A 16,804-nucleotide genomic window follows, 5' to 3' on the forward strand; every position below is an offset into this window, starting at 1 on the left:
GCTGCCCGCGGTGGCGGACGCGGTCGGCGCGAGGGGCGGGGCGTTCGCGGAGCGGTGGGGGCCGACGGCCCACGCGCTGATCGCGGTCGCACCGGTCGTCGACGGCGAGGTGCTGTCGGCCGCCCCCTGGGAGGCGCTTGCCTCCGGCGCGGGACGGGACGTCGAACTCGTGGTCGGTCACACCCGTGACGAGTTCCGGCTGATGATGATGCTTCGCGGGCTGACAGGAGAAGTGACGGAGGATCAAGCCGCCGTCGCACTACGGACCTTCGGGCCGGGCGGTGCCGCCAGCGGGGCGGAGGGCGGCGACGCCTACCGGGCCGCGTTCCCGGCCGCGAGCGCCGAGGAGCTCTACGAACTCGTCCAGTCCGACTGGGTGTTCCGCATGCCGTCACTCCATCTGGCCGAGGCACAGATCGCGGGCGGCGGTCGCGCACACGTCTACGAGCTGGTCTGGGAGGCGCCGGGCATGGGCGGAATGCTGGGCGCCTGCCACGGGCTCGACGTGCCGCTGGTGTTCGGCAACCTCGGCGAGGGGCTGCCTGCGCTGCTCCTCGGGGAGGAACCGCCCGCCGAGGCCGAGGAGTTGTCGCGGCTGGTCCGCGCCTCCTGGACGGGGTTCGCGGCGGGGGAGGACCCGGGGTGGCCCGCGTACGACGTCGAGCGGCGGTCGGTGCGGCTCTTCGACACGAAGCCCACGGTGGCCCCGTACCCGGAGGAGGCGTCGCGGAGGCTCTGGCGCGAGCACGTGTTCGGGGCGCTGCCGCTGCTGGGCGGATAGGGAGTTCGTGCGCCGCGCGGACTTACCCGCGCGCTCAGGGCTGTACGGCGTCGATCGCGTTCTGGACCACTCGGCTCAAGTCCTCTTCCGTGGGGACGAGTTCGCGGTCGGCGGCGGACAGGGTCGAGTAGTTCGTCACGGCGAGCGGGTTGTTGCTGGCGTCGAGAGCGAGCTGTACGGCCGCCTTGTTGTGCCGGGTGCCGATGAGGAAACCGATCGTCGCGTCGTCGCGCTTCTCGTCGCGGACCATCTTGTCGACCACGCTCACATAGAAGTTGAGCTTGCCGACGTGTTCGGGGCGTACGTCCTTCGTCTTGAGCTCGAAGACGAAGTAGCGATGCAGTTTGGCGTGGTAGAAGAGCAAGTCGATGCGGTATTCCTCGCCGCCGATGAGCACCGGGTACTGGCGGCCCATGAAGGCGAAGCCAACGCCGAGTTCGGTGAGGAAGCGGACCATGTTGGCGGTGATCGCCTCTTCGAGCTCGAGCTCGTGCTCGGCGTGGTGCTTGTCGAGGCCCAGGAAGTCGAGGCGGTACGGCTCCCTTGCCAGGTCCTTGAGCGCAGCGGAGCCCTCCGGGAGGGTCACCTCGAAGTTGGTGGCGGCGGAGCCCTGGGTGAGGTGCAGGTTCTGTTGGATGAAGCGGCTGAGTAGGTCTCGGGACCAGCCGTTGCGGACGGCCTCGGTGACGTAGAAGTCCAGGTCGGGGCGGGTTTCGAGTTTGTCCATGAGGACCGTGATGTGGCCCCACGGCAATTGTCCAACAGGCTGTTGGACAATTGGCTCGGGCCATGTGCGGGCCATCTTCTGCATGTACATCAGGTTGGTTCGTGAGAACCCGCGCTGGTTCGGGAACGCCGCCTTCACGTCCGCGGCGAGGCGGCCCACGACGTTGGTGCCCCAGCCCTCCTGCTGCCGGCGGGCCAGGATGAGCTTGCCGATCTGCCAGTACATCTGAACGAGCTCGGTGTTGACGGCTCGCTGCGCGCGGAGGCGGGCGCCCGCGTCGTGGACTAGCCGCCGGACCGACGGGTCCAGCTCGGTGACATGGTCCAGGCAGGCCGCGGCCATCAGACGGCGGTGGTTGACCTGGGGTCTGCGCAGCGCGGGCGCGGCGGACAGCAGGCGTTCGAGGAAGTCGCCGCACTCCTCGGGGCGGGCGTGGGCGGCGGCCATGCGGATGACCTCCTCCCACTCGGGCTGGTGGGCGTGGTCGACCAGGTCGCGCAGCCGGCCGCGTGCCACGATCTCCTTGGCGGCCAGGTAGTCCTGGAAGGTGCGGTGCACGAAGTCCACCGAGAGGCCCGCCTGTTCGCGCAGCAGTCCGGTGCGGTGCAGCAGATGGCCGAAGATCTTCTCGCCGTCGCCCGCCGCGCGTTCGGCGGGGATCGCGGGCAGCGCGCCCTCCAGGATGGCGACGGCCCGTCCGCGCGGCAGCTCCGAGACGCCGTCCTCCAGCATGGCGTGCGCGAGTTTCTGCAACAGCCGTTCCCGCGGCTCCTGTTGCAGGCGCACGTCGTCCGCGTACAGCACGTCCCGCTCGGGGTCCCGGCGTTGCAGGAGCATCTCCAGGGCCGCCTCGTACAACTCCTTGCGGCCGTGCGGGAGGGAGCCGGAGCGGTCCCGGTTCAGCGCGCATATGATGCCGCACATCAGCGGGTTGGTGGCCAGCCGGTTCAGCTCGGACGTGGTCCGCACGGCCTGGAGCAGTGACATCCCCTCGGCCTCGTCCGCTCCGGCGGCGCGGTGCCAGCGTCGTACGAACGTGGCGACGTCGTCGCGTGCCATCGGCGAGAGCGTGAGTTCGTGGAAGTCCGCCGCCTCCAGCCAACGTTCGGGGACGGCGGACGGGCGGGAGGTGACGAGCCACAGGTTTCCCGGGAAGGTCCGGGTCAGTTCGCGCAGCCAGCGCCGGGCCGCGTCGCGGCGGTCACCGGCGATCTCGTCTATCCCGTCGACCAGCAGCACACCCCGCCCGGCCCGGAGCACCCGCTCCGCCCAGCCGGCCGGCTGCTCCCCGGCGACCGGACAGCCGACGGCCTTGAGGAAGTCCCCCGGGATGGGGAACTCCGTCCCCGGGCGCACGATCCTGCGCATCGGCAGGACGAACGGCACCCGTCCGATGAGGTGCGTCAGGCCGTGGTCGTACGTACGGCTCGCCGTCGTCACCGCGAGCCACTTGACGAGGGTCGTCTTGCCGGAGCCCGCGACCCCGCGCAGCAGTACCTGGTCGTGCTGCGCCAGGACCTGCTCGGCGGTGATCTGGAGTCCGCCGTCCTGCCCGTCGCGCTCCCGGGTCGCCTCCAGGCTGAGGTACGCGGTGTCGAGCGACCACTCGCTCGTCCCGGTGTCCAGGCCGTAGATGGTCAGCGTTCCGTACCGCCCGGTGATGTGCTCCGCGTACCGCGCCTCGAACCCCGCGTCCTCGGCCGACTGCGAGGGCAGGCGCCCCAGCAGGACGTCCACGGCCCGCACCAGCCGGGCCAGCTGCCGGCTCTGCGCGGTCTGCTGCCGGGCGATGTAGGTGGAGCGCTGGGTGAAGAAGTTCAGGATGTGCAGCGCGGACGTGTGCAGCAGCTGCTCGTAGAAGAGCTCGCCGTCGCCGCTGAGTCCGTACGAGATGACGGCCGCGTGGGAGCGGAGTGTGCGCGCGAACTCCTCGGTTCCGAGGCCGACGGCCTCGTAGTCCTCGATCGTGAGCGTCCCGAGCGAGGCGAGTGAATGACCGAGGGCGTGGGTGACCGCCGTGGCCTCCTCGGCCGTCACCGGCTGTTCCCCCGGCCCGGCCGTCTTCAGGGCCCTGCGGACCAGTTCCGCCGCGACCTTCTCGACGTCCTTCGGCGTGACGCTCCGCTTCTCCCGCCCGAACGAGACCAGCGCAGATATCCGTACCGGTCTGTTCACCAGCCCGGCCCCCGGCTGGTCCTTCACGAAGAGCTTCTTCACGAGCGGTGCGACCGCGCTGGACGCGATACGGGCCCCGAGCACTCCGGCGTCGACCATGCACCGAGCGTAGGCGAACCACCTGGGCCCTTGTGTAGCCCCCGCCACATTCCCAGGCCCCTGGATCATGCCCTCCGGTGACATGACGCACAGGCGATTTGTCCGGTACTAGGGCGAGTAGTGGTGGAGTGGAAACGGGCAAAAAGGACCTTTGGCCCGGGGGTGGTGACGGGGTCGGAAGCCGTGCGGCGTGGGCCCGTGCCCTTGGCTCCGGGGCCGGGGCGGACGGCCCTGAAGTGGGAGTAAACCCGACTTCCAGGAGAAAAGGCGGAGGATTTCGTCCCAGATGTTCTTCTTGTCAAGGAGTCGGAAGTTTCGGTGTCAAGTACGACTTGAGGTCGTAGATGGGGCCTTTGTGGGATGGCGGGGGCGCGGGTTACCAAGGATGCCTCGCCCGGTGCGCCGACAGCGCGCCGGGTGTGTCGATGTCCGTCCCCCTGGAGGTAGTCCCCATGTCGCAGCGCATCACGTCCCACCTTCCCGGCACGCCCAAGCTCCGTGTCCGGGCGGCCGCCATGGCTCTCGGCCTGGGAGCCTCGGCCGCGCTCGGAGCCGGGGTCGCGGTCGCCGCCGACACCAAGGCGAGCGCCGTCGCGCTGCCGGGCTCCGCCGCCGTTTCCGTGCAGCAGCAGGCCGCCGCGCAGGCCAAGGCCGCCGCTCAGACGAAGGCCAAGAGCAAGACGGCCGCCAAGAAGGCAGCCGTCAAGCCCGTCGCGGCCAAGAAGGCCGCCTCCTGGGTCGACCCCGTCAAGAAGTACAAGCTCTCCGCGAAGTTCGCCCAGGCCGGCAACCTCTGGTCGTCCACCCACTCCGGGCAGGACTTCGCCGTCGTCTCCGGCACGAAGGTCGTCGCCGCGCGCGGCGGCACCGTGGTGAAGGCCGGCGGCAACGGCGCCGGTGACGGCCCCGCGTACGGCAACGCCGTCGTGATCAAGCACAGCAACGGTACGTACTCGCAGTACGCGCACCTGTCCCGCGTGGACGTGAAGGCCGGCCAGATGGTGAAGACCGGCCAGCGCATCGCCCTGTCCGGCAACACCGGCAACTCCAGCGGGCCGCATTTGCACTTCGAGATCCGCACGAAGGCCAGCTACGGCTCGGCGGTCGACCCGGTCGCCTTCATGCGCTCGAAGGGCGTGAGCTTCTAAGAGGTCTCGGGCCCCGGGCCTGGGAGTCCGGGCCTCAGAGTGACTCGGGCGCGCCGGCGTGCGCCCGCGTGACCAGATCGATGGCGACCTCCAGGACGGCCTTCCGCTTGTCCTCGGGGTCGCCTTCCATGTCCTTGAGGGCGAACATCCCGGCGTGCATCGTGAACAGCGCGCTCACGCACCGGACCTGGTCCGTCAGCGCGGCGTCCGGCTCCTTGATGATGTCCAGCATCCCGAGCATGCGGTCCTTGAAGGACTCGCCGATGCTCAGCTCGCGGATCGTCGCCTGGTTCTCCTGCATGAAGCGGAAGAGGGGGGCGGCGTTGGTGAGCGCCTCGCTGTAGCGGCTCAGCAGCTCCTGCTTGGTCTCCAGGGTGTGCGGCTGACCCTTGCCCCACTCGATCAGCTCGTCCATCGGCCTCGTCAGGTCCTGGAAGAGGCTGATGAGGATGTCTTCCTTGGTCTTGAAGTGGTAGTAGAGCGCCGCCTTCGTGACGTCCAGCCGTTCGGCGATCTCCCGCAGCGACGTCTTCTCGTACCCCTGCTCGGCGAAGAGTTCGACGGCCACGTCCTGGATGCGCTGACGGGTGTCCCCACGCCGCCGCTGCCTGCTGCCGTCCATCGTGGCTGCTCCTCGTCTTGTCGTCCCTACGTGTCGTAGGTGCTCGCCGTAAGGTAAAGAAAAACTTACTTGACGCCCGGCTAGTTACGGGTCTACTTTCCCTCAGTGTAGTCAACTTGCCGGTCGGCAAGTAAGTGCAAATAAGCAGCAGTGCAGTACCCAGGGGAGTGGGGACAGTGGCGGACACCAAGGCGGCTGACGCAGCCGAGGCAGTGGCGGAAGCGGGGGCGGAACCAGGAGCGGAACAGGGGACGGCCGAGGTCGAGGGCAAGCAGCCCAGGAGCGTACGGGTCGTCCTGCTCGCGCTGATGATCGCGATGCTCCTCGCGATGCTCGACAACATGATCGTCGGCACTGCCATGCCGACCATCGTGGGAGAACTGGGCGGGCTGGAACACCTGTCGTGGGTCGTCACGGCCTACACGCTCGCGACCGCCGCCTCCACCCCGATCTGGGGCAAGCTCGGCGACATGTACGGGCGCAAGGGCGTCTTCATGACCTCGATCGTGCTCTTCCTGATCGGGTCGGCGCTGAGCGGAATGGCCCAGGACATGGGGCAGCTCATCGGGTTCCGGGCGATCCAGGGACTCGGCGCCGGCGGTCTGATGGTCGGCGTCATGGCGATCATCGGCGACCTGATTCCGCCGCGGGAACGCGGCAAGTACCAGGGCATGATGGCCGGCGTGATGGCCCTGGCCATGATCGGCGGACCGCTGGTCGGCGGCACCATCACCGACCACTGGGGCTGGCGCTGGTCCTTCTACATCAACCTGCCGCTCGGCGTCGTCGCGCTGATCGCCATCAGTGCCGTACTGCATCTGCCCCGGAAGCGGGCCCAGGCGCGGATCGACTACCTCGGGGCCGGGCTCCTCACCGTGGGCATCACCTCGATCGTGCTGGTCACCACCTGGGGCGGGACCGAGTACGCCTGGGGCTCCGCCATGATCATGGAGCTCATCGGGATCGGGGTCGCGGCGCTCGTCGGATTCCTGTTCTGGCAGACCAAGGCCGCCGCGCCGGTCGTGCCGCTGCACATCTTCCGGAGCGGCAACTTCTCGCTGATGTCCGTCATCGGCTTCATCGCCGGGTTCGTGATGTTCGGCGCGGTGCTGTTCCTGCCGCTCTACCAGCAGTCCGTGCAGGGCGCGTCCGCGACCAACTCCGGGTTGCTGCTGCTGCCGATGCTGGGTGCGATGCTCGTCACCTCGATGGTCGCCGGGCGGGTCACCACCAGCACCGGGCACTACAAGGCCTTCCCGATCGTGGGCAGCGCGCTGATGGCCGTCGGGCTGTACCTGCTCTCACTCATGGACACGGATACGTCGCGACTGACGTCCGGGGTCTACATGGCCGTGGTCGGTGCCGGGATGGGCTGCCTGATGCAGATCACCATGCTGGTCTCGCAGAACAGCGTCGAGATGAAGGACATGGGCGTCGCGTCGTCCACCACCACGCTGTTCCGTACGCTCGGGTCGTCCTTCGGAGTCGCCATCATGGGCGCGCTCTTCAACAACCGCGTCCAGGACGTGATGGCCGAGCGGGCCGGGGCGCTGGGCTCGAAGGTCACCGAGCAGTCCGCCCAACTGGACGCGGCAAGCCTCGCGAAGCTGCCGGTCGCCGCACGCGAGGCGTACCAGCACGCTGTGTCCGCCGGTACGCATTCGGCGTTCCTCCTCGGAGCGGTGGTCGCGGTCGTTGCCCTGATCGCGGCGGTGTTCGTGAAGGAGGTCCCGCTGAGGGGCGGCTCGGCGCCGACGCCGACCGAGACGGTCTGAGTATCCGTTGATGGCGGGGCTTGCGTTGTGTGTCTGCCGCGGGCCCGGTGGGGGCTGGTCGCGCAGTTCCCCGCGCCCCTGGGTGGGCTGGGCCTCGCGTCGTGTTCCGCGTGCGGGTGATCCGTGGCTGAGCGCGCAGTTCCCCGCGCCCTCGAAGACGAAAGACGGGGCTGCGCCCCTCGTCTTTCGTCTTCGGGGGCGGTAGCCCTTGCCTTTAAGGGGCGCGGGGAACTGCGCGACAAGCCCCCACTCACCCGCAGCCAACACACAACCCCCACCCGCCCCGCACCCCCAGCGGAGCGCTACGGAAGCATCGGGAAACTTCCCGTATTCGTCGGTGCGTGTTCCGGCAGCCACAGCACAGCGACCGCCCCCTCGACCGGCCCAGGCCCCACGTCGAGCCCCACGTTGCGGAAGGTCAGCCGGGCACCGAGCACCCGGGCCTGGCCGGCCGCGATGGTGAGGCCGAGCCCGTGACCGTGCCCCGCCCGGTCGCTGCTGCCCGTGCGGAAGCGGCTCGGGCCCTCCGCGAGGAGATCGGCCGGGAAGCCGGGCCCGTGATCGCGGACCCGGATGACCCGCCCCTCGACGGAGATCTCGATGGGCGGCTTGCCGTGCTTGGCGGCATTGGCGATGAGGTTGCCGACAACCCGCTCCAGACGACGCGGATCCGTGGTGACCAACGACTCGTGCACCACCCGCACCTCGATGTCGGGATGCGTCGAGGCGACCCGCCGGCTGATGAACTCGCCGAGGTTGATGTCCTGCAACTCGGCCCGCTCGGACGCCCCGTCGAGCCGCGCCACCTCCAGCACGTCCTCGACGAGCGTGCGCATCGCCTGGGCCCGGTCCCTGACCAGCTCGGACGGCCGCCCCGGCGGCAGCAGTTCGGCCGCGGTGAGCAGCCCGGTCACCGGCGTACGCAACTCGTGCGCGATGTCCGCGGTGACCCGCCGCTCGGCCTCGTACCGCTGCTTCAGCGCGTCGGCCATCGCGTCCACCGCGTGCGCGAGGTCGTCGGTCTCGTCCCGTACGACACCGCCGATGGCGTCGCGCACCCGCACATCGCTCTGCCGCTGCGCGACCAGGTTCGCGGCGCTCGCCGCCTTGCGGAGGCGGCCCGAGAGCTGGCCGCCGACCAGCACGCCGAGGGCGCAGCCGCCGAAGATGACCGCGATCGAACCGATGAGGAGGGCCTGGTCGAGGTCCGCCATGACGTTGGCGCTGCGGTCCGTGAAACGGGTGTGCAGCGACAGGGTCCGGCCGTCCCGCATCGGCATGGCCGCCCAGATGTCGGGCACCCCTTCGGCGTTGTCCTGCACGAAGGTGGCCCGTCGGCCGGCCTTGACCTTGCGCAGCAAATCCTGGGGTATGTCCGGATCGTTCACCCTGGTGCCGAGCCGGGCCGCCCCGCTGGAGGTGTCGTAGTACCGCGCGGCGATCTGCAGCCGCTCGTCCTGCACATCGCGGGCGTTGTCCAGCATGGTGACCCAGGCGGCGTTGTGCACGACGATGCTGAGCACCAGCGCCACCAGCGCGCTGACCAGCGCGATCGCCGCACTCAGCTTCCAGCGCAGCCCGATCCGCAGCCCTCTGGGCAGCACCGGGAGCCTCATCCCTTGAGCTTGTAGCCGAAGCCGCGGACCGTCTCGATCCGGTCCTGGCCGACCTTCGTACGCAGCCGCTGCACATGGACGTCGACGACGCGGGTGTCGCCGCCCCAGCCGTAGTCCCACACCCGCTCCAGGAGCTTGTCGCGCGACAGGACCGTACCCGGCGCCGACGAGAACTCCAGGAGCAGCCGCATCTCGGTGGGCGTCAGTGCCACCGGCGTACCACCCCTGCGCACCTCCATGCCCACGGTGTCGATCTCCAGCTCGCCGTCACCGTCACCGAAGGACAGCACGCCGCCGGCGGGGACGGACGAGCCGCCCTCGGACTCGGCGGCGGACCGCGGCCCGCTCGCGTGCCCGAAGCGCCGCAGCACGGCACGGATCCGCGCGACCAGGACGGCCCCGTCGAAGGGCTTCGTCACATAGTCGTCGGCGCCCGCCTCAAGACCCAGGACGACGTCGATCGAGTCGGCGCGGGCCGACAGCATGATCACGGGCACGGTCGACTCGTCCCGGATCCGACGGCACAGCGACACACCGTCGAGCCCCGGCACCATCACGTCGAGCAGCGCGATGTCGGGCCGGTCGGTGCGGAACGCCTCCAGCCCCGACAGACCGTCGGGCATCGCGGTGACCACGAAGCCGTCGCGCTCCAGCGCGAGTTGGGTGGCCTCGCGGATGACGTCGTCGTCCTCGACGAACAGGACGTGGGTCTGCTCTGCCATCCGGTGCTCTCAGTTTCTCGGTCGGTCGGGTCGGCTGCGGAGGTGGCCGGTCTAGTTCTCGGTCGGGACCGGCGTCTCGCCGCCCACCACCTTGCTGTAGTCGTTCGTCGTCCGGGCCCGCTCCGCGAAGCGGTTCGCCGTCCAGCGGTACGTGATGACCTGCTCGCCGGACGGATACTCCAGCGAGTCGCCCTTCCCGTACACCTGCTGGGTGACCACCAGATCGCCCCGGTCGATCTCCGCGTAGACCGGAGGCTCCTCTGCCCGGAAGACATTCTTGTACGCGTCACCGTCCTCGCGATACACGTACGAGCCGACGCCGACCGCGTCGCCGCAGGTCATCACGTTGACCAGGACGTCGTCAGCGGTCCCGCCGGTGAGGTTTCCGTACGACACGTCGACCGGGTACTCGTCGCCGAAGCAGGGCTTCAGGTCGCGCTTGACCGCCGCGCTGACACCCGGGTCGGCCCGGACGAGCCTGATCGCGTCCGCGCGTTCCCTGGTCGGGGAGGCGGAGGGGGTGCCGGCCTCCACGGCGCCCGCGGACACCGAGTCGGAGGCGGGACCCTCGTCCCGGGCGCCGGTGCCGCCCGTGCCGCAGGCGGACACCAAAAGGCCGAGGGCGGCGAGCACGGCCACCGCCGCGATCACCGCCTTCAAGGGCCCGCCGGGCCGTGGAACCGTCGTGCCTACGCCGCGCAACGCTCCCGCTCCTCACGCTCCGGCACACCCGCGCCGAGCCCGTCGTGTTCGTCGGACGCCCGGCGCTCCAGCTCCTCGCGGAGCCGGGCGAGCGCCCGGTGCAGTGTGCTCTTGACCGTGCCGGCCGACATGCCGAGGGCGGCGGCGGTCTCCTCCGTGGACATCTGCTCCCAGTGTCGCAGCACGACGACACTGCGTTGTTTCGGAGCGAGCACCTTCATGATGTCCATCAGGAGCGCGCGGTCGGCGTGCTGCTCGGTGGAGTCGTCCACGCTCGCGTCCGGCAGCTGCTCGGTGGGGACCTCCTCCAGCTTGCGGGCCCGCCACCACTCCGTACGTGTGTTGATCATGACGCGGCGCAGATAGGCGTCGGCGAGACGCTTGTCGGCGATGCCGTCCCAGCGGCCGTACGTGCGGACCAGCGCGGTCTGCAGGAGGTCCTGGGCGTCGACCGGGTCGGGGACCAGGCGGCGTGCGCTGCGCAGCAGCGCGTCCTGCCGGGTGCGTACGTACTCTTCGAACTCGAGCACCTCGCCATGCGCCATTCCAACCGCCTCCGTCCCCGTTTTCCGACCTGTGTGCTGCCGGTTGTCCGTTGCCTGCCGTACCGCTGGTCCGCGGTACGGCACTGAAGTTACGGAGCGGTTGTCACGGGGTTGTCCGAACGAGCCTGCGGGAAGCGCTCGGCTGTCCGTCGGTTGTGTAACGGAAGTAGGGGATGGGTAAAGCGAGGTGACGACTGGGGTTGGTATGGGGCGTTTTGCCCACCGGGAGTTGTCAAGACGAACTGTCACTGACCCCGGTGGAACCTGTGAGTCAGCTCAGCGGGAGCCGGTACAGACCGCCCGCGAGGGGCTCGACGAGTCCGTCGGCGACCAGCCCGTCCAGGGCCCGGGCGCGCTGGACCGGCTCGTCCCACACCCGGTCCAGGACCGACTGCGGGACCGGCGCGACCGCCTCGCGCAGCACGGCGAGCAGCCGCCCGCGCACCTGCCGGTCCGTGCCCGCGTACGTCTGTCCGCGCCGCGGCGGCCCCTCGTGCGCGGGCTTGCCTCCCAGCCGCCAGGCGCACTGGGCCGCGATCGGGCACCGCACACAACTCTCGTTCTTCGCCGTGCAGACGAGCGCGCCGAGCTCCATGGACGCGGCGGCCCAGAGCGAGGCCGTGCGCTCGTCGTCGGGCAACAGGGCGCGGGCGAGCTTGCGTTCGGCGGCGGTCGTGGCGTTCGGCGGGTACTGGACACCGGTGACGGCCCGCGCGAACACGCGCCGCACGTTCGTGTCGAGCACGGCGTGCCGCTGCCCGTACGCGAAGGAGGCCACCGCGGCCGCCGTGTACTCGCCGATGCCGGGCAGCGCGAGCAACTGGGCGTGTTCCGTGGGTACGTCGCCGCCGTGGCGCTCAGTTATGGCGACCGCCGCGCCGTGCAGTCGCAGCGCGCGGCGCGGGTAACCGAGGCGGCCCCAGGCGCGGACGGCCTCGCCCGGCGCGTCCTCGGCGAGGTCGGCGGGGCGCGGCCAGCGGGCGAGCCACTGCTCGTACACCGGCAGCACCCGGCTCACCGGCGTCTGCTGCAGCATGAACTCGCTGACCATCACTCCCCACGGTCCCGCGTCGGCCCGCCGCCATGGCAGGTCGCGCGCGTTGTCCTCGAACCAGTCGATGACAGGGGCGTGCAGGTCGTCGCCGACGGTTTCTTGCGCGTCGGCCTGGGCGTGGGATGTGGGTTTCGTGGGCGCAGTCATGGCACCCCGATCCTCCCATGCGGTGGCGTCTCCGACGGTTTGGCGGGGCTGCCGTCGTGTGTTGTCCGCGGGCGGGCGGGGGCTTGTCGCGCCCACGCGGCGGAGCCGCACAATGTCACAGCCCCGCGCCCCTTGCGAGGCGTCTCCGGGGCGATGATCTGTAAAAGATGATGGTCCGAGCGGCGGGTGGGGACAGTGAACTCCCGGATCTCTCGTACAGTTTGCGCCGTGGGATCTATGCGCAATCCGGTCGGGCCGCTTCCCTCCTCCATCTACTGGCGACGGAGGGCCATTCTCGTGTCCATGGTCGCGGTGTTGGCACTGCTGATCACGTGGGTGGTCACCTCGGGCGGCGGGGACGACGGCAAGAACGACGCCGACGGGTCCAACGGCAAGAACCCCACCGCTTCGATCACGCCCGGCCCCTCCGGCTCCGATCCCGCGATCAGCCAGGCCCCGGGCGGGCGCGACGAGTCGGACGACGGAAGCGACGGCGGGTCCGGCGGGTCCGGCGGCTCGGCGGGCTCCGGGGACTCGGACGGTTCCACCGCCGGGTGAGCCGGGGGATCCGCCTCGGGCGGTGGCAGCGTGGACGACGGCGCGGGCGGCGGAGGCTCCGGCGACACGCTCCCGGCCGGCTCCAGCCTGCCCAACTGCACCGCCGGTGCCGTGAAGTTGACCCTGCGCAGCGTCAACAACGCGTACGCGCCCGGCGAGAAGCCCACCTTCGAACTGATCGCCAGAAACTCCTCCGGCAGCGACTGCAAGCTCGATCTCGGCCCCAAGAGCGCGGTCCTGACCATCACCCAGGCGGAGAGCGACGACGAGATCTGGTCCTCGGCCGACTGCCCGACAGGCTCCGCCTCCATCCTCTACCGCATCCCGGCCAACGACCGCGCAACCCACACCATCCAGTGGAACCGCAAGTCCAGCGCCCCCGAGTGCGCCACCCCACCGGCCATCACGGCAACAGCGGGAACCTACTTGGTAGAGGCCAAGGCCCCCGGCCTGCCAAAGGTCCAAACTTCATTCGTCCTGAAGAAGGACTAGCACCCCAAAAAGGGACGCGGGGAACAGCGCCATCCTTCAGAGGCGCGGGGAACGGCACAGTCTTTGGGTGTGAGGGGGACGGCACAGTCTTTGGGTGTGCGGGGGAACGGCGCAGTTTTTAGGGGCGCGAGGAACTGCGCAGTCTTTAGGGGCGCGGGGAACTGCACGCTCAGCCCCCACGGCGCGGCACGGACATCACAACGCCAGCCCCACCCACCCAGGGGCGCGGGGAACGGCGCAATCTCCAGGGGCGCGAGGAACTGCGCGACCAGCCCCCACCAACCCGCACCCAGCCAACAACGCGCCCCCCGCCAAACCGCCGGACGGCTACACGTACCGCTCAAGAATCGAAGACTCGGCCAACCGGGAAAGCCCCTCCCGCACACTACGAGCCCGAGCCTCCCCCACCCCATCCACGGTCTGCAGATCATCCACACTCGCAGCGAGCAGCTTCTGCAGCCCCCCGAAGTGCTCAACAAGCCGGTCGATAATGGCCCCCGGCAACCGCGGCACCTTGGCCAACAACCGAAACCCGCGGGGCGAAACCGCGGAGTCGAGCGCCTCGGGCGACCCTGTGTACCCCAACGCCCGAGCCACCGTGGGCAGTTCGAGAAGCTCCGCATGGGTGAGCGCGTCGAGCTCGAACAACGCCTCGTCAACGGTCCGCGACCGCTTGGCGGTCGGCTCGGGCACATAGTCCCGCACGACAAGCTCCCGCTCGGGCTCGACCCCGGCGATCAACTCGTCCAGCTGAAGCGCGAGCAACCGCCCGTCCGTGCCCAACTCGACCACGTACTCGGCGATCTCGGTCGCGATCCGGCGCACCATCTCCAGCCGCTGGGCCACAGCCGAGACGTCCCGGACGGTGACCAGGTCCTCGATTTCGAGGGCCGACAACGTGCCGGCGACCTCGTCGAGGCGGAGCTTGTAGCGCTCCAGCGTGGCGAGGGCCTGGTTCGCGCGGGAGAGGATCGCGGCCGAGTCCTCCAGGACCCGCCGCTGCCCGTCCACGTAGAGCGCGATCAGCCGCATGGACTGGGAGACGGAGACGACGGGGAAGCCGACCTGCTTGCTCACCCGGTCCGCCGTGCGGTGACGGGTGCCGGTCTCCTCCGTCGGGATGGTCGGGTCGGGCACCAGCTGCACACCGGCCCGCAGGATCTTGGTGATGTCCTTGTCGACGATGATGCCGCCGTCGAGCTTGCACAGCTCGCGCAGCCGGGTCGCCGTGAACTCGACGTCCAGCACGAAACCGCCGCTGCACATCGCCTCGACGGTCTTGTCCCAGCCGAGCACGATGAGCCCGCCGGTGTTGCCGCGGAGGATGCGCTCCAGGCCGTCACGCAGCCCTGTGCCGGGTGCCACGGCGCTGAGTGAGGTGCGCATCAGGCCATCGGCACCGGAACTCCCGGCGGACTTGCCGGGAACTGCTGCCCGGTCGTTGGCTGCCACTGCACTCCTCCGGTCGCAGGTGTCTGGGGGCGCCCTGAGTTCGTACGGACGGGCGAGACCTGGGCAAAGTCTACCGGCGCTCTTCCTCGTCCCGTGGGGCCTCTCGCCGACGCGACCTCGGGAGGACCCTCAGCGCGTCTCCCATGTCGCCGACTTCCAGGACCTTCATGCCGGCAGGGACCTTGCCCGGATCGCTCGGAACAAGGGCGTGGGTGAAGCCCAGCCGATGGGCTTCGGCGAGTCTGCGTTGGACGCCCGTGACCCGTCTGACCTCGCCCGCGAGGCCCACCTCGCCGATCGCGACGAGGTTCTTGGGCAGCGGGGCGTCGCTCGCGGCGCTGGCCAGCGCGAGCGCGATCGCGAGGTCCGCGGCGGGCTCGGTGAGTTTCACACCGCCGACCGTCGCGGTGTAGATGTCCCGCTTCCCGATGGCACTGATCCGGCCGCGCTGCTCCAGGACGGCGAGCATCATCTGGACCCGGGAGGTCTCCAGACCGGAGGTCGTACGCCTCGGGGTGGGGATCTGGGTGTCCACGGTGAGCGCCTGGACCTCGGCCACCAGGGGGCGGCGGCCTTCCAGGGTGACGGTCAGACAGGTGCCGGGGACGGGCTCGGCACGCCGGGTCAGGAACAGACCGCTCGGGTCGGTCAGGCCCGTGATGCCCTCGTCGTGCAGCTCGAAGCAGCCGACCTCGTCCGTCGTCCCGTAACGGTTCTTGACGCCTCGTACGAGCCTGAGGCGCGCGTGCCGGTCGCCTTCGAAGCTCAGGACCACGTCCACGAGGTGCTCCAGGAGGCGCGGTCCCGCGATGGCGCCGTCCTTGGTGACGTGGCCCACCAGCAGGGTGGCCATGCCGCGCTCCTTGGAGGCACGGATCAGGGCGCCGGCCACCTCGCGGACCTGGGACATGCCTCCGGGGGCGCCGTCGATCTCCGGAGAGGCCACCGTCTGTACGGAGTCGACGATGAGCAGGGACGGCTTCACCGCGTCCAAGTGGCCGAGGACCGCGGCCAGATCGGTCTCCGCCGCCAGATACAGGTGGTCGTCGATCGCCTTGATGCGGTCGGCGCGCAGCCGGACCTGGCTCGCCGACTCCTCACCCGTGATGTAGAGCGTGCGGTGCTCGTCGCTGGCCGCCTTCGCCGCCACGTCCAGCAGCAGCGTGGACTTGCCGACGCCCGGCTCGCCCGCCACGAGCACGACCGCGCCCGGTACGAGCCCGCCGCCGAGCACCCGGTCCAGCTCGGGCACGCCGGTCGGTCGGGCGGTCGCCTGCCGGCCGTCGACCTGGCCGATGGGCAGCGCGGACGTGGTGACCCGGCCGGGGGCCGTCGTACGCACCGCGGGCGCGCCGTACTCGTCGATCGTCCCCCATGCCTGGCATTCGGGGCAGCGGCCGAGCCACTTGGCCGCCTGCCAGCCGCACTCGGTGCAGCGGTAGGACGGCCGGTCCTTCGCGGTCTTCGTACGGGCAGCCATGACACGAACCGTAACCGCCCCCACTGACAGCGCGGTGCCGGTCCGTTCCGCGCCCGATGCCGATAACCGGGCACCCTTCACAAACCGGCCACGACTCGTCAGGAACACGCCATGGAATTCAGGGTTCCTGTCCCCTTATGAGGGATCGTTTCACCCGTACGGATTAAATGTGCTCAAGCAGCAAGAAGGGGCCACCGCCCGGCCCCTACGGTCGCACGGGTGATGAGCCGCAGTCCCGAGACCTCGACCCGCACTGCCAGCGCACACCGGGCGCACCGCGAGGCGCGCGACCGGGCGGCGGCGCGCACGCTGGCGCAGTGCCCGCCTCCGCGCTACGAGCCGTACCTGGACGGTCTGTTCACCTACTGCCTGTCCGTGCTGTGCGACCACGACACGGCGACCGCCGCCCTCGGTGACGTACTCGCGCTCGCCGAGCGTCGCGGCCAGCGTGGCCCGGAGGCGCCCGACGACCGCAGGGCCTGGCTGTACGCCCTCGCCCGCTGGTCGTGCCTGCGCAAGCTCGCCGAGGCCAAGCAGAAACGTCATGGCGCCCATGCGCTGGGACGATCCGAGGGCGCACACGCCTCCGGCCGCCCCCAGGGCGCGTACGCCGACGGCCGGTCCCAAGGCGATCCGGCACCACCCCAGCATGTATGCCAGCTGGTCGAGCATTTCGTTGCGGGTCGTGGAGTACTTGTCCTCGTCCGGC

The 16,804-nt window shown here is 70.0% G+C and carries 12 protein-coding genes and 2 pseudogenes; 5 read left to right on the forward strand and 9 right to left on the reverse strand.

Going from position 1 to position 16,804, the window contains the following annotated elements; genetic code table 11:
- A partial coding sequence (locus O3Q52_RS30285) for a carboxylesterase family protein (RefSeq protein ID WP_269651882.1) occupies positions 1-781 on the forward strand: 781 nt, incomplete at its 5' end.
- A gap of 34 nt (positions 782-815) precedes the next feature.
- Here O3Q52_RS30285 and O3Q52_RS30290 read toward each other — a convergent pair.
- Positions 816-3,782 (reverse strand): PDDEXK nuclease domain-containing protein, encoded by a 2,967-nt coding sequence (locus O3Q52_RS30290; RefSeq protein WP_269651883.1) that lies wholly within the window; start codon positions 3,780-3,782, stop codon positions 816-818.
- 452 nt (positions 3,783-4,234) lie between these two features.
- Between O3Q52_RS30290 and O3Q52_RS30295 the strand changes: the two genes are divergently transcribed.
- Entirely contained in the window at positions 4,235-4,930 is a 696-nt protein-coding gene (locus tag O3Q52_RS30295) for a M23 family metallopeptidase (protein WP_269651884.1), read from the forward strand.
- A 34-nt stretch (positions 4,931-4,964) separates the two neighbouring features.
- Here the strand turns inward: O3Q52_RS30295 and O3Q52_RS30300 are convergent, their stop codons facing one another.
- Positions 4,965-5,552, reverse strand: coding sequence for a TetR/AcrR family transcriptional regulator (locus O3Q52_RS30300; RefSeq protein WP_269651885.1), 588 nt, complete (start codon positions 5,550-5,552; stop codon positions 4,965-4,967).
- Positions 5,553-5,764: 212 nt separating this feature from the next.
- Between O3Q52_RS30300 and O3Q52_RS30305 the strand changes: the two genes are divergently transcribed.
- On the forward strand, positions 5,765-7,327 hold the full coding sequence (locus tag O3Q52_RS30305) for an MDR family MFS transporter (RefSeq protein ID WP_269651892.1): 1,563 nt from the start codon (positions 5,765-5,767) through the stop codon (positions 7,325-7,327).
- A 302-nt stretch (positions 7,328-7,629) separates the two neighbouring features.
- Here the strand turns inward: O3Q52_RS30305 and cseC are convergent, their stop codons facing one another.
- The 5 genes from cseC to O3Q52_RS30330 form a co-directional block, all read right to left on the reverse strand.
- The gene (cseC, locus tag O3Q52_RS30310; protein WP_269651886.1) at positions 7,630-8,943 is read right to left on the reverse strand and encodes a two-component system sensor histidine kinase CseC; all 1,314 of its coding nucleotides are present in this window, start codon (positions 8,941-8,943) and stop codon (positions 7,630-7,632) included.
- Complete coding sequence (cseB, locus tag O3Q52_RS30315; protein WP_269651887.1) at positions 8,940-9,665, reverse strand: two-component system response regulator CseB; 726 nt, start codon at positions 9,663-9,665, stop codon at positions 8,940-8,942. Before cseB ends, cseC begins: the two co-directional genes overlap by 4 nt.
- Positions 9,666-9,716: 51 nt before the next feature.
- Complete coding sequence (locus O3Q52_RS30320; protein ID WP_269651888.1) at positions 9,717-10,367, reverse strand: hypothetical protein; 651 nt, start codon at positions 10,365-10,367, stop codon at positions 9,717-9,719.
- The gene (locus tag O3Q52_RS30325; protein WP_269651889.1) at positions 10,355-10,912 is read right to left on the reverse strand and encodes a SigE family RNA polymerase sigma factor; all 558 of its coding nucleotides are present in this window, start codon (positions 10,910-10,912) and stop codon (positions 10,355-10,357) included. Before O3Q52_RS30325 ends, O3Q52_RS30320 begins: the two co-directional genes overlap by 13 nt.
- 271 nt (positions 10,913-11,183) lie before the next feature.
- Positions 11,184-12,113, reverse strand: coding sequence for an A/G-specific adenine glycosylase (locus O3Q52_RS30330; RefSeq protein WP_269651890.1), 930 nt, complete (start codon positions 12,111-12,113; stop codon positions 11,184-11,186).
- Positions 12,114-12,341: 228 nt separating this feature from the next.
- Between O3Q52_RS30330 and O3Q52_RS30335 the strand changes: the two are divergent.
- Positions 12,342-13,163, forward strand: a pseudogene (locus O3Q52_RS30335) (hypothetical protein).
- 327 nt (positions 13,164-13,490) lie between these two features.
- On the opposite strand, the gene disA reads toward O3Q52_RS30335, so the two are convergent.
- Entirely contained in the window at positions 13,491-14,615 is a 1,125-nt protein-coding gene (gene disA, locus O3Q52_RS30340) for a DNA integrity scanning diadenylate cyclase DisA (RefSeq protein WP_055618634.1), read from the reverse strand.
- Between the two features lie 70 nt (positions 14,616-14,685).
- Entirely contained in the window at positions 14,686-16,095 is a 1,410-nt protein-coding gene (gene radA, locus O3Q52_RS30345; protein ID WP_269651891.1) for a DNA repair protein RadA, read from the reverse strand.
- Between the two features lie 219 nt (positions 16,096-16,314).
- Here radA and O3Q52_RS30350 point away from each other — a divergent pair.
- Positions 16,315-16,804: pseudogene (locus O3Q52_RS30350) on the forward strand (hypothetical protein); the annotation flags it as partial.

It is taken from the genome of Streptomyces sp. ActVer (assembly GCF_027270795.1).
GTDB classification, from domain to species: domain Bacteria; phylum Actinomycetota; class Actinomycetes; order Streptomycetales; family Streptomycetaceae; genus Streptomyces; species Streptomyces umbrinus_A.